This is a genomic window from Pantoea sp. ICBG 985 (assembly GCF_002928365.1).
Classification (GTDB): domain Bacteria; phylum Pseudomonadota; class Gammaproteobacteria; order Enterobacterales; family Enterobacteriaceae; genus Pantoea; species Pantoea dispersa.
In genome coordinates, this window is the sequence record NZ_POWM01000008.1 from 156,536 (window position 1) to 168,750 (window position 12,215).

A 12,215-nucleotide genomic window follows, 5' to 3' on the forward strand; every position below is an offset into this window, starting at 1 on the left:
TTCCGCGCAAGGATATCGGAACAGATGACGTCAACCAGAAAGAAAATTCTGCTGCTGGATACCGGGCGCGAATGGGGCGGTGGTACCAACAGCATGCTGGAATTACTCAAGCGCATCGATCGCCAGCGTTTCGCTATCACCTGCTGTTTTTATCAGAATTATGCGCGTGGCAATCAGGAGACCATTGCCTCGGTATTAGAGGCGATCGGCATTCCGGTGACATTTATTGCGCAGCGTCGCCAGCCGCTCTGGGCAAAAATCACCAAAGAGTTGCTGCGCACCCTGCTGTTTTTTAACCGCGCGGTGAAAAAAAACGCCATCGACCGCATCGATCGCCAGTGGCGCATGCAGCCTAACGCCCGCCAAATCGCGACGATTTTACGCGACGGTGGCTATGATGCGCTGTACATGAATAATCAGCCCAGCACCAACGTTGAAGGCTATCTCGCCGCTGAACAGACTCACGTGGCGTTAATTCAGCACTGCCGCATTGATCCGTTACTCAATAATGCGCTGGTCAAGATGATTAATCGGCATTGTGATGCGGTGATTGCCGTGTCACAGGGCGTACACCGCACCCTGAGCGAAAGCGGTGTTGATGCGCAGCGCTGCTTTACCGTATCCAACGCTATCGATATTCATCAGCCGCTGCCGGTGCGTGAGGCGGTGCGTCAGCGCTTTGATTATCCCGCCGATACCTTTATTTTCGGCTCCATCGGTTCCCTGATTGCGCGTAAATCTAACCATCATATTTTGCAGGCGTTAGGTGCATTCAGCCGCGCGCATCCTGCCGCTAAATGGAAAATGGTGATCGTCGGTGCCGGCCCGGAGCAGCAGCACTTACAGCAGCTGGCGCAAAAAGAGGGGATTGCCGCGCAGGTTATTTTTACCGGCTTTCAAAATAACGCACTGGATTATCTGGCGGCATTCGATACGTTTATTCTCGCCTCAGCCAGTGAAGGGCTGCCGCGCGTGGTGCTGGAAGCGATGCTGGTGAATACGGCGGTGATAGGTTCGAATGTCGTCGGTACGTCGGAATTAATTCAACACGGCGAGACCGGTTTACTGTTTGACTATGGCAATACGCAACAGCTTAGCCAGCATCTTAGCGCGCTGTGGCAGGATACTGCGCTGCGCCAGCGTTTAATCGCCGCCGCCGCCGCCCGGGTGCGCGAGCGCTATAGCATTGAACATTACGTATCGGGCGTGGAAAACATTCTGGAAAACGTCATGGAGAGAAAAAAGCATGTTTGATTTTTTAAATAAACACCGTCGCTATATTCTCTCGCGCCACAACATTCCCGCCACGCAGGCGGATGCGCAGGGCACAATTGCCGTCAGTTCCGTGGTCATTCCCTGTACCGGCGCTGATTACATTGAAGAAGCGGTGCTCAGCGCTTATTTTGCCAGCCGCTGCGCCGACACCATCAGCGAAATTGTCATCGTCAGCGATCAGCCTTCCAGCGCTTTTCCGCCGCTGCCGGCACGCGTGCGTGTGGTGACGCTGGAGGTGCCGTTTCGTGAAGAAAACTACCGCTATAAACAGATCTACCGCAGCCGCCTGATTAAACTTCAGGCCCCCTTGCAGGCGACCGGTGAAGGTATATTGATGATCGATTCCGATCTCAATTTATTAAAAACGCCGGATATTGCGATGCGTGAGCATCATCTGTACAGCAGCTTCCGTCAGGGCAAGATGATCGCCAAACTGGCCGGCGCGCCAGAAGAACATATTCCGGCCTATTACCACCACACCGTTCGCCCTTATTTGCAGGATCACGTGAATGGCGCCTATCTGGCGGCCTCCCGTCGCACATGGCAGCGTATTTGTCCGCTGTGGCTGACGTTATTTAATGATACCTGGGAATTGATGAACGACGACCAGCCGCCAACCGATCAGCTACCGCTCGCTGCCCTGCTCGACCTGCTGGATGTCCGCACGGTCAATCTGGGCGAATGGGCTAACTGGCCGGTGTCGAAACGCATTGGTGGTCAGTCGGCCGTGATTCCACCGCAGGTGATTGGCGCGCATGGCGGCTTTCCCTTAAGTGAATGGCAAAAATATTTGCAGGATCCGCACCAGCCGCTGAGCTTCAAAGGCCAGGACTACACGCGAAAGGTGCGTTACCTGACCGATGCGGAAAAACAGCAATCCTGAGCGTCACCGGCCCGCAGGCCGGTGTGTCGTTTAATCCCAGCTCAGCACCACTTTGCCTGAACGCCCGGAACGCATCTCGTCGAAGCCCTGCTGGAAGTCGTCGATGTGATAGCGATGCGTGATGATTGGGGTCAGATCGAGGCCGGACTGAATCAGCGCGGCCATTTTGTACCAGGTTTCAAACATCTCACGGCCGTAAATCCCCTTGATAAACAGCCCCTTGAAGATAACCTGATTCCAGTCAATCGACATCTCACCCGGCGGAATGCCCAGCAGCGCAATGCGTCCGCCGTGATTCATGGTCTCCAGCAGGGTACGAAACGCCGGCGGCGCGCCGGACATCTCCAGTCCGACATCAAAGCCTTCGGTCATCCCCAGTTCCGTCATCACCTCGCGCAGATTCTGCTGCGCCACGTTGACCGCACGCGTCACGCCCATTTCACGCGCCAGCCCGAGGCGGTACTCATTGATGTCAGTGATCACCACATTCCGCGCGCCGACGTGTTTACACACCGCTGCCGCCATAATGCCAATCGGTCCGGCACCGGAGATCAGCACGTCTTCACCTACCAAATCAAACGAGAGCGCGGTATGCACCGCGTTACCGAACGGATCGAAAATCGCCGCCAGCTCGTCGGAAATATTGTCGGGAATTTTGAACGCGTTAAACGCCGGGATCACCAGATATTCAGCGAAGCAGCCCTGACGATTAACCCCGACACCCACGGTATTACGGCATAAATGGGTACGGCCGGCGCGACAGTTGCGGCAGTGGCCACAGGTGATGTGACCTTCACCCGATACGCGATCGCCAATGGCAAAACCCTTCACTTCCTGACCGATGCCGACCACTTCACCCACGTATTCGTGGCCGGTGATCATCGGCACCGGAATGGTTTTGCGCGACCAGTCGTCCCAGTTATAGATATGCACATCGGTGCCACAGATGGCGGTTTTGCGGATTTTAATCAGCAGATCGTTATGACCGGGCTCCGGCACCGGCGCATCGTGCACCATCCAGATCCCCTCTTCCGCTTTCAGTTTAGCCAGTGCTTTCATCCGTTGGCTCCTGCAGTGATAACCCCTAACTGATGTCCGATGCGCGTGAAGGCCGCCACCGCGTGCTCCAGTTGCGCCTGAGTGTGGCCGGCAGAAATCTGCGTGCGAATGCGCGCCTGGCCCTGCGGCACCACCGGATAGAAGAAGCCGGTAACGTAGATGCCCTCCTGCTGGAGCAGGCTGGCAAACTGCTGCGCCACTTTGGCATCGCCCAGCATTACCGGAATGATGGCGTGATCGGCACCGGCCAGCGTAAAGCCCGCGGCGGTCATTTTTTCCCGGAAGAAGCGGGCGTTTTCCCACAGCCGCTGCCGCAGCCCATCGCCTTCGTTCAGCAGATCCAGCACGCGCAGCGACGCGGCCACAATCGCCGGTGCCAGCGAGTTAGAGAACAGATAAGGGCGCGAGCGCTGACGCAGCCATTCAACCACCTCGCGTTTTGCCGCCACGTAACCGCCGGACGCACCACCCAGCGCTTTACCCAGCGTGCCGGTCAGAATATCCACGCGATCCATCACGCCGCAGTATTCATGCGTGCCGCGTCCGCTTGCGCCGACAAAGCCTACCGCGTGCGAGTCATCCACCATCACCAGCGCATTAAACTCATCGGCCAGGTCGCAAATGCCCTGCAGGTTAGCGATCACGCCATCCATGGAGAACACGCCGTCGGTGGCAATCAGCAGGTAGCGCGCGCCTTTGTCGCGGGCCTCCTGCAGGCGCGCGCGCAGCTCAGCCATATCATTGTTGGCGTAACGATAGCGCTGAGCTTTGCACAGGCGGATGCCGTCGATGATCGACGCATGGTTGAGCGCATCCGAGATAATCGCGTCTTCCGCGCCCAGCAAAGTCTCAAACAGCCCGCCGTTGGCGTCGAAGCATGAGGAGAACAGGATAGCCTCTTCCATGCCGAGGAACTCCGCCAGCCGGCGCTCCAGCAGCTGATGGCTGTCCTGCGTGCCGCAGATAAAACGCACCGACGCCATGCCAAAACCATGCGTATCCATACCGTCTTTGGCGGCCTGAATCAGCGCCGGATGGTTCGCAAGGCCGAGATAGTTATTGGCGCAGAAGTTAATCACCGGCGGGCTATTGGCGACGTTGATTTCCGCCTGCTGCGCCGAGGTCAGGGTGCGCTCCTGTTTGAACAATCCGTCCTGCCGCGTTGTCTCAAGCTGTTGCCGGATTTGTGAATAGAACTGATCGGACATGATTCTGCTCCTCAGATAGCAAAATTTTGGCACATATTACTGATCGAAAAGCGAATGGACGACAATTCAGCCAGGGAAATCTCCGTTTTGCAGCATAGTTCACGCGGCGCGCAGGATTTGTGCAGCGCGATCGGCGTCATCTGGCTGTCCGCATCGGGCTGAAATGTTATGATGTTAGGTATTCGTGCGTGAAACCTCCTGTTTCACCCCAACTGTTTAAAGGCAAAGCATATGATTATCGTAACCGGCGGCGCGGGCATGATTGGCAGCAACATTGTGAAAGCGCTCAACGATCGCGGTCATACCGATATCCTGGTGGTGGATAATCTGAAAGATGGCACCAAGTTCGTGAACCTCGCGGATCTGGACATCGCGGATTACATGGATAAAGAGGAGTTCCTCACCTACATCATGTCGGGTGAAGATCTGGGTCCGATTGAAGCGGTGTTCCATGAAGGTGCCTGTTCAGCCACCACCGAGTGGGACGGTAAGTACATGATGGATAACAACTATCAGTACTCAAAAGATCTGCTGCACTTCTGCCTCGAACGTGAAATTCCGTTCCTGTATGCCTCATCGGCCGCCACCTACGGCGGGCGTAACGAGAACTTCATTGAAGAGCGCCAGTACGAGCAGCCGCTCAACGTGTACGGCTACTCAAAAATGCTGTTCGACCACTATGTCCGCCAGATTCTGCCGGAAGCGGATTCACCGGTGTGCGGCTTCCGCTATTTCAACGTGTACGGGCCGCGTGAAGGCCATAAAGGCAGCATGGCGAGCGTCGCGTTCCACCTCAATACGCAAATCAGCAACGGTGAAAATCCTAAGCTGTTCGAGGGCAGCGACAGCTTCCGTCGTGACTTCATCCACGTCGATGATGTGGTGGCGGTCAATCTGTGGTGCTGGGAAAACGGCGTATCCGGCATCTATAACTGTGGTACCGGTCGTGCCGAATCCTTCCAGGAAGTGGCGGATGCGGTGCTGAAGTTCCACCAGCAAGGCCAGATCGAATACATCCCGTTCCCGGACAAACTGAAAGGGCGCTACCAGGCCTTTACGCAGGCGGATCTCAGCAAACTGCGCGCCGCGGGCTATGACAAACCGTTTAAAACCGTTGCCCAGGGCGTGGGCGAATACATGGCCTGGCTGAACCGTCACGCATAAGGAAACCGGCACCGGCGATGAAAATTCTGGTTATTGGCCCCTCCTGGGTCGGCGATATGATGATGTCGCAAAGTCTCTATCGCACGCTGAAACAGGCGCACCCTGAGGCGGTAATTGATGTGATGGCGCCGGCCTGGTGCCGGCCGCTGCTGTCACGCATGCCGGAAGTGAATCAGGCGCTGGCGATGCCGCTTGGCCACGGTGCGCTGGCGCTGGGTGAGCGCCGTCGGCTGGGCAAAGCGTTGCGGGCCAGCGGTTACGATCGCGCCTATGTGCTGCCAAACTCGTTTAAATCGGCGCTGGTGCCGTTTTTTGCCGGCATCAAACGCCGCATCGGCTGGCGCGGCGAAATGCGCTATGGCGTGCTGAATGACGTGCGGGTGCTGGACAAAGCCGCGTTTCCCTTAATGGTGGAGCGCTATGTGGCGCTGGGCTATGACCAGCCGGTTACGGCGGCAGCACAGTTGCCGCAGCCGTTGTTGTGGCCGCAGCTGCGCGTCGACGACGATGAAAAACGCATGACCGCGGCGCAGTTTGCGCTGTCGGCCGATCGCCCGGCCATCGGCTTCTGCCCCGGCGCTGAGTTTGGTCCCGCGAAGCGCTGGCCACACTATCACTACGCCGCGCTGGCGGAACAGCTGATTGTTGAAGGCTATCAGGTGCTGCTGTTCGGCTCGGCTAAAGATCGGGAAACCGGCGAGGCGATCCTGCAGGCGCTGCCGGACACGGCACGCGCGCACTGCCGCAATCTGGCGGGCGAAACGCAGCTGGAGCAGGCGGTGATTCTGATCGCCCACTGTGCTGCGGTTGTCAGCAATGATTCCGGACTGATGCACATTGCCGCCGCGCTCAACCGGCCGCTGGTGGCACTGTATGGCCCAAGCAGCCCGGATTTCACGCCGCCGCTGTCCCATCAGGCGCGCATCATTCGCCTGATTACCGGCTACCACAAAGTGCGCAAAGGCGATGCCGCAGAGGGCTATCACCAGAGCCTGATTGATATTCAACCGGCACGCGTGCATCAGGAACTCAATGAGTTACTGCATCCGGTGCAGGAGTAACCATGCACGTTTTGATTGTTAAAACCTCGTCGATGGGTGATGTGTTGCACACGTTGCCGGCGCTGACCGACGCGATGCAGGCGATTCCCGGCATTCGCTTCGACTGGGTGGTGGAAGAGAATTTTGCGCAAATTCCTGGCTGGCATCCGGCCGTTGACAAAGTCCTGCCGGTGGCGATTCGTCGCTGGCGCAAACACTGGTTTGGCAGCCAGCAGCGCGAAGAGCGCGTGCAATTCAAACGCGAGCTGCAGTCACGTCAGTACGACGTGGTGATTGATGCCCAGGGGCTGATTAAAAGCGCCGCGCTGGTGACGCGCCTCGCCAAAGGCATCAAACATGGCCAGGACAGCCGCAGCGCACGCGAACCGTTCGCCAGCTGGTGGTATGACAAGCGTCATGAGATTGGTAAGCAGCAGCACGCCGTGGAACGCACGCGCGAACTGTTCGCCAAAAGTCTGGGCTATGAAAAACCGGCCACGCAGGGCGATTATGCCATTGCCGGTCATTTTCTCGCGGCACAACCGCAGGATGGCCAACCGTACCTGGTGTTTCTGCACGCCACAACGCGCGACAACAAACACTGGCCGGAAGATCACTGGCGCCAGCTCATCGCGCGGGTTCAGCCCACTGGCCTGCGCGTCAGGCTGCCGTGGGGCGCCGAACACGAGCACCAGCGCGCGCAGCGGCTGGCAGCAGGGTTTGATCATGCAGAGGTGTTGCCGAAGCTGACGCTGGAGCAGGTGGCGCAGCAGCTGGCGGGCGCCCGGGCGGTGGTCTCGGTGGATACCGGTTTGAGCCATCTGACCGCCGCGCTGGATCGCCCCAACATCACCCTGTTCGGCCCGACTGACCCGGGTCTGATTGGTGGCTATGGCAGGAATCAGCATGCGTTACGGCCCGCGCAGGGCAGCAGCAGCATGGCAGACATTCAGCCTGACGACGTGATGGCCATGCTGGCTGAGATCGCGCTGTAACGCGATTGGGCTGTTTAGCGCTGCTGGTGCTTCAGCTGCGCAAATTCAGTGAGCGTCATGCCCTGCGTCCGGGTCGCCAGCCAGCTGAACAGGCCTTCCAGATCGTCATACAGGCGTTCAATATCAGCCTCCGTTTTAAACGTGGGGCTGCCATCTGGCATAAACTCGGATGAATGCAGCATGAACTCGACGTAGTCATTACCCTGACTGAGCGTCTGTTCTGCCACCTGCTTCATCTGGGCCAGATTGCCGCCCACCGGCCGCAGCCAGTTCACTGACGGTCCGCGCTGCCTGCCGCGGATGCCATTCCACATTTTTCTAAGCTGATTGGTCAGCGTGCCATAGCGATACTGAATGCTCATCGGCAGTTCCAGCAGCGGGCTGTCGCCCGGCCTGGAAATATCCTGTTCATCAAGGAAATAAGCGCGATCGGGGAAATGGCTGTAATCCGTTCCGCCCTGTCCCTGCGGTGCACCCTGCGCATTACGCCAGCTCACGCGCGGCGTAACCGAGCAGTCAACCAGATAGCCCTGATCGATCAGGGCGCGGGCGTACACTTCATTAAATGCCCAGCGGCCGGCGCGGTGGCTGGTCATTTTACGCTGAAAAGCGTTCTCCAGCAGATCGGTCATAAAGGCGACTTTATCGCGCAGGACGTTTTCCGGATATTCGATCAGATAAGGTTGGTAACGCCACTCATCGTCGGTCAGCGCATATTCAGGTGGACTGTACCAGGCATGTAAATGCATACCGATTTCGCCCTGACCGCGCGCCAGCAGATCGCGCCCGAACTCGACATAAGCCGGGTCACTGGCCATCTCATAGTTGGTCAGCCAGGTCGGTTTAAAAGCGTATTTCTCACACAGCGCCTGGAAGCGCGGTAAAAACCGGACGTTATGGGTAGTGACCTTGCCGCTGCGATTGCGCCACAGGTTATCCCCTTCGGTATCAAGGGTAATTAAAAAGGCAGGTTTTTCCATAACTTATCCGGTGAATTACAGTGTTATAATCGCTATGGTACGCAACGCTCCTGACGGGCGCAAACTTTTCCCATGCGGGTTCGAGGGGAAGTCGATAGCGGTATAAGATTAGTTAAACTAGAATAATTTAAACTCTTCACTGGCCTGAATTTTATCAATTAACCGAGCGCACGTTCGTGTAAAATTACCTGGCCATAAAAATAATTAATTGAATTTTCTTATATTAAGTCCTGATAGCACCGGGAATGATAGCAGCTAAGTCTTTACAGCAGACTGGCATGTAGGGGTAAAAAATTTTGTCGAAACGCATTTTAATGGTGATTGATGGCCTGCCGGGCGGCGGCGCCGAAAAAGTCGTACTGACTCTGGCGGGGGGCTTCCTCAGTCAGGGACACCAGGTTTCGATCTTCTCATTGCGGAAGGTATGTGATTACCCTATTCCGACTGGCGTGGATTACCAGGTGATTCTTGATCGCTGTAACCACCCGTGGCGCAAGCTGACAGAAACATGGCGCCGCGCGCGCCTGCTGGATCGTGCGGTGCGCGACAGTGAAGCGCGGCACGGCAAATTTGATCTGATCCTCTCTCATCTGCATAAAACTGACCGCATTGTCAGGCAAACGCCGGCGCTCGATGGAGACAGGACCTGGTTCTGTCTGCACGGCGTGTTTTCTGCTTCGTATCTGGCACGTAAAACCGGCTTCTCGCTGTGGCTGAAGCGGCTGAAAATCCGTCACGTTTATCAGGATCGCCAAATCGTTGGGGTTTCGCAGTACGTCATCGACGATATGGTGCAAAACATTGGCGTACAGCCCCGCCAGGCCAAAGTGATCGCCAATCCTTTCGATTTTGACAGCCTCGCCCGACTGGCGGCAGAACCCTGCCCGTTGGCCGGCACCGATTTCCTGGTGCACGTGGGACGCTTCCATGAAACCAAACGCCATGACCGCCTGCTCGAAGCTTATGCCCTGAGTGGCATCACCGCGCCGCTGGTTTTGCTGGGACAGGGAAGCGAAAAAATAACGCAAAAATTGCGTGAGCAGGCGCAGAATTCAGGCATTGCAGAGCGCGTGCGCTTCGAAGGTTTTCAGCGCAATCCTTATCCCTGGATACGGCACGCGCGCCTGCTGGTGGTCAGCTCCGACAGTGAAGGTTTTGGTAATGTGCTGGTCGAAGCCCTGAGCTGCGGCACCGCGGTGGTCAGTACGCGCTGTCCGGGCGGTCCTGTTTCGATCCTCACCGGCGAACTGTCACGCGGTCTGGCAGAGATGAATGCAACATCGCTGGCAGAAAAAATGCGAGAAATTTATACAACTCCCCCCAGGTTGCAACATCTGGACTTAAGCATTTATAGTTTGAGCGTTGTTTGCCAGCAATACCTGCAGCTTATTCAGGTGGCGGAGACGTCATTTTCAACCACGCAGCACGTTTCAGGTTAACAGGTCCCCCATGACGGTGTGACCGAATCATGGGGATGACTACTTGACGTACGTACTACTGTTTATTCTTTTTTCGCCGGTCAAATGGGTGATGAAGTTTGTTCATGGCCGCACCGGTAAAAATCTGGTGATACAGACCGCTAAAATTGGCGACTATATTAATATCACGCCGTTATTATCCCACCTGGGAAAAAGCGATGCCCTGCTGAGCTATAGTGTCGCCCCGCTGGCTGAACGTGACGCCACGCTGGAGCACATCTGGTATATCGAAGATCACCGCTCCGGTTTGATGAAAAAAATAAAACTGGTGTGGCAGCTGCTCAATCGCTACGACAATATTTATTTGCTGCATCCCACCAATCTCAATTTATTTATTGCCGCCTGCTGCAATGCCAGCAACAAACAATTTCTTTCCAGCTATCGGCGCAAAGGCTATCAGGGCCTGTTTTATTTAACGGCCAGCGGCGTGGTTTATCACGAGAAAAATACCTTAACGCTGGAAAATTACCTGAAACTGGCCGATCGCTCTTTTACCAAAGAGAGTTATCCCAAACATGCCACTCTGCCACTGTGGCAACCGGAAACCCTGCCCGCGGAAATTACGCAGGCGCCGGGCATCCGCATTGGTATTAGCGTGACGGCAGGGAATCAGGCCAAAACCATTCCGCCGTTAATCTGGTGTCGGCTTTTCGACCACCTGAACGATCTCCCCTGCACTTTTTTTGCTTTCGGCGCACCGAATGAACAATCACGCGTTCAGGAGTTGTTTAAAGTTGCCGGTCAGCGAAACAATCTGGTGAGTCTGGTAGGTAAAATTCCGCTCGAGGCGCTGCCTGCCGCCATTAACGAGATGGATTTCTATATCGCCTCGGATTCCGGCAATGTGTATATTGCCGACGCGCAACAGGTACCGGTGATTTTAATTTATGGTCCCTGCTGCGTAGAGGAGCAAAGGCCGCTGGGTGACGTGCTCTTAATTGGCCCGAACCACATCGCGCCCTCTTCGTTTGTGTTCGCTGCGCAATACAAATTTGCCCATCCGGTTGAACAGCTGTTCGAGCTGGATGAACGCAAGCTAAATGATATCCATGATTTTATCCGCACCCGGCAGCAGCAGCGCCTGGCGCGACGGAACAACGAAGAACATGACAGCGCAGCCCGATAGCTCATCCCCGCTACTCAGTCTCATTATCCCGATGTTTAACGCTGGTGCTGATTTTACTGGCTGTATCAATGCATTGCTGGCGCAAACCCTGACGTCGCTGGAGATCATCATTGTTGACGATGGCTCCACCGACGGTTCCGGCGAGCGCGCCGACGCGCTGGCGCAGCAGTACCCGCATATCCAGGTGATTCATCAGCCGAACGGTGGCGTATCGCGTGCGCGCAATGCCGGGCTGGCCGTGGCGCGGGGTAAATATGTCAGCTTTCCCGACGCCGACGACACCATGGACCCGGCGATGTACCAGACGCTGGTCGACATGGCCGAGCGCGATCGGCTGGACGCTGCGCAGTGTAACGCCGAGTGGTTTTTCAAGGCCAGCCAGACAATTAAGCCGATGATTCCGCGGGATCGCCTCACCAGCACTGGCGTATTAAGCGGGCCGGAGTGGCTCGACAAGGCGCTGAAAACCCGGCGTTACCTGCACGTCGTGTGGCTCGGTATCTACCGCCGTGAGCTGATCGAACAGCTTAATCTGCAGTTTGAACCCGGTCTGCATCATCAGGACATCCCGTGGACCACTGAGTTCATGCTCAACGTACAGCGCGTGCGCTACACCGATCGGGTGCTGTATCGCTACTACATGCACGATGCGTCGATCAGCAACCGCAAGCGCACCGGCCAGCACAACGTCGACTATCAGCGTCACTACCTGAAAATCGCGCGCATGCTGGAAGAGATCAACACGCGCTATCGTCACAAGGTGAAGATTTACCCGAGCTTCCACGCGCAGATTACCCGCGAAGCGCTCAGCGTGTGCCACGCTATCCGGCGCGAACCGGACGCCGCAGCGCGTCAGGCAATGATCGCCGATCTGTTTAGCAGCCAGACGCACAAACGCATGCTGCGCAATGCGCGCGGCGCGCGTCAGTGGTATCAGCTGCTGCTGTGGCTGAGCCGCATTTATCGCTGGCGCAATAAATAAGCGCCCGCCGCGGCTTTAACCCCTC

11 protein-coding genes are annotated in these 12,215 nt (G+C 56.5%); 8 read left to right on the forward strand and 3 right to left on the reverse strand.

Annotated elements, in window-relative coordinates; genetic code table 11:
• The first annotated feature begins 24 nt into the window (after window positions 1-24).
• The gene (locus C1Y42_RS20685) at window positions 25-1,254 is read left to right on the forward strand and encodes a glycosyltransferase (protein WP_104094246.1); all 1,230 of its coding nucleotides are present in this window, start codon (window positions 25-27) and stop codon (window positions 1,252-1,254) included.
• The gene (locus C1Y42_RS20690; protein WP_021507059.1) at window positions 1,247-2,158 is read left to right on the forward strand and encodes a hypothetical protein; all 912 of its coding nucleotides are present in this window, start codon (window positions 1,247-1,249) and stop codon (window positions 2,156-2,158) included. Before C1Y42_RS20685 ends, C1Y42_RS20690 begins: the two co-directional genes overlap by 8 nt.
• A gap of 30 nt (window positions 2,159-2,188) precedes the next feature.
• Here the strand turns inward: C1Y42_RS20690 and tdh are convergent, their stop codons facing one another.
• Window positions 2,189-3,217, reverse strand: a complete 1,029-nt coding sequence (tdh, locus tag C1Y42_RS20695; RefSeq protein ID WP_058759416.1) for an L-threonine 3-dehydrogenase — start codon at window positions 3,215-3,217, stop codon at window positions 2,189-2,191.
• The gene (locus C1Y42_RS20700) at window positions 3,214-4,425 is read right to left on the reverse strand and encodes a glycine C-acetyltransferase (protein ID WP_104094247.1); all 1,212 of its coding nucleotides are present in this window, start codon (window positions 4,423-4,425) and stop codon (window positions 3,214-3,216) included. The genes tdh and C1Y42_RS20700 overlap by 4 nt, the downstream gene beginning before the upstream one ends.
• A 231-nt stretch (window positions 4,426-4,656) precedes the next feature.
• On the opposite strand from C1Y42_RS20700, the gene rfaD reads away from it, so the two are divergent.
• From rfaD to rfaC, 3 genes are read left to right on the forward strand one after another with little or no spacing between them, the layout of a single operon-like run.
• Complete coding sequence (gene rfaD / locus C1Y42_RS20705; RefSeq protein ID WP_021507062.1) at window positions 4,657-5,589, forward strand: ADP-glyceromanno-heptose 6-epimerase; 933 nt, start codon at window positions 4,657-4,659, stop codon at window positions 5,587-5,589.
• 17 nt (window positions 5,590-5,606) lie between these two features.
• Window positions 5,607-6,650 carry an ADP-heptose--LPS heptosyltransferase RfaF gene (rfaF, locus tag C1Y42_RS20710; protein WP_104094248.1) on the forward strand — a complete coding sequence of 348 codons (1,044 nt, stop codon included), beginning with the start codon at window positions 5,607-5,609 and terminating at the stop codon, window positions 6,648-6,650.
• Window positions 6,651-6,652: 2 nt separating this feature from the next.
• Window positions 6,653-7,624, forward strand: a complete 972-nt coding sequence (gene rfaC, locus C1Y42_RS20715) for a lipopolysaccharide heptosyltransferase RfaC (RefSeq protein ID WP_021507064.1) — start codon at window positions 6,653-6,655, stop codon at window positions 7,622-7,624.
• Window positions 7,625-7,638: 14 nt separating this feature from the next.
• Here the strand turns inward: rfaC and C1Y42_RS20720 are convergent, their stop codons facing one another.
• The gene (locus tag C1Y42_RS20720) at window positions 7,639-8,604 is read right to left on the reverse strand and encodes a deacetylase (RefSeq protein ID WP_104094249.1); all 966 of its coding nucleotides are present in this window, start codon (window positions 8,602-8,604) and stop codon (window positions 7,639-7,641) included.
• 314 nt (window positions 8,605-8,918) lie between these two features.
• Between C1Y42_RS20720 and C1Y42_RS20725 the strand changes: the two genes are divergently transcribed.
• Genes C1Y42_RS20725 through C1Y42_RS20735 form a run of 3 tightly spaced genes read left to right on the forward strand, consistent with a single transcriptional unit; the run spans window position 8,919 to window position 12,190 of the window.
• Window positions 8,919-10,043, forward strand: coding sequence for a glycosyltransferase (locus tag C1Y42_RS20725; RefSeq protein WP_104094250.1), 1,125 nt, complete (start codon window positions 8,919-8,921; stop codon window positions 10,041-10,043).
• A gap of 43 nt (window positions 10,044-10,086) precedes the next feature.
• Window positions 10,087-11,208: a glycosyltransferase family 9 protein gene (locus tag C1Y42_RS20730; protein ID WP_059010939.1), complete on the forward strand. Its 1,122-nt coding sequence runs from the start codon at window positions 10,087-10,089 to the stop codon at window positions 11,206-11,208.
• Window positions 11,189-12,190, forward strand: coding sequence for a glycosyltransferase (locus C1Y42_RS20735; protein WP_072208994.1), 1,002 nt, complete (start codon window positions 11,189-11,191; stop codon window positions 12,188-12,190). Before C1Y42_RS20730 ends, C1Y42_RS20735 begins: the two co-directional genes overlap by 20 nt.
• Window positions 12,191-12,215 lie beyond the last annotated feature (25 nt).

Coding starts and splice junctions, on each gene's coding strand:
- C1Y42_RS20685 (WP_104094246.1), top strand. CDS start 25: ATGACGTCAACCAGAAAGAAAATTCTGCTGCTGGATACCGGGCGCGAA.
- C1Y42_RS20690 (WP_021507059.1), top strand. CDS start 1,247: ATGTTTGATTTTTTAAATAAACACCGTCGCTATATTCTCTCGCGCCAC.
- tdh (WP_058759416.1), bottom strand. CDS start 3,217: ATGAAAGCACTGGCTAAACTGAAAGCGGAAGAGGGGATCTGGATGGTG.
- C1Y42_RS20700 (WP_104094247.1), bottom strand. CDS start 4,425: ATGTCCGATCAGTTCTATTCACAAATCCGGCAACAGCTTGAGACAACG.
- rfaD (WP_021507062.1), top strand. CDS start 4,657: ATGATTATCGTAACCGGCGGCGCGGGCATGATTGGCAGCAACATTGTG.
- rfaF (WP_104094248.1), top strand. CDS start 5,607: ATGAAAATTCTGGTTATTGGCCCCTCCTGGGTCGGCGATATGATGATG.
- rfaC (WP_021507064.1), top strand. CDS start 6,653: ATGCACGTTTTGATTGTTAAAACCTCGTCGATGGGTGATGTGTTGCAC.
- C1Y42_RS20720 (WP_104094249.1), bottom strand. CDS start 8,604: ATGGAAAAACCTGCCTTTTTAATTACCCTTGATACCGAAGGGGATAAC.
- C1Y42_RS20725 (WP_104094250.1), top strand. CDS start 8,919: ATGGTGATTGATGGCCTGCCGGGCGGCGGCGCCGAAAAAGTCGTACTG.
- C1Y42_RS20735 (WP_072208994.1), top strand. CDS start 11,189: ATGACAGCGCAGCCCGATAGCTCATCCCCGCTACTCAGTCTCATTATC.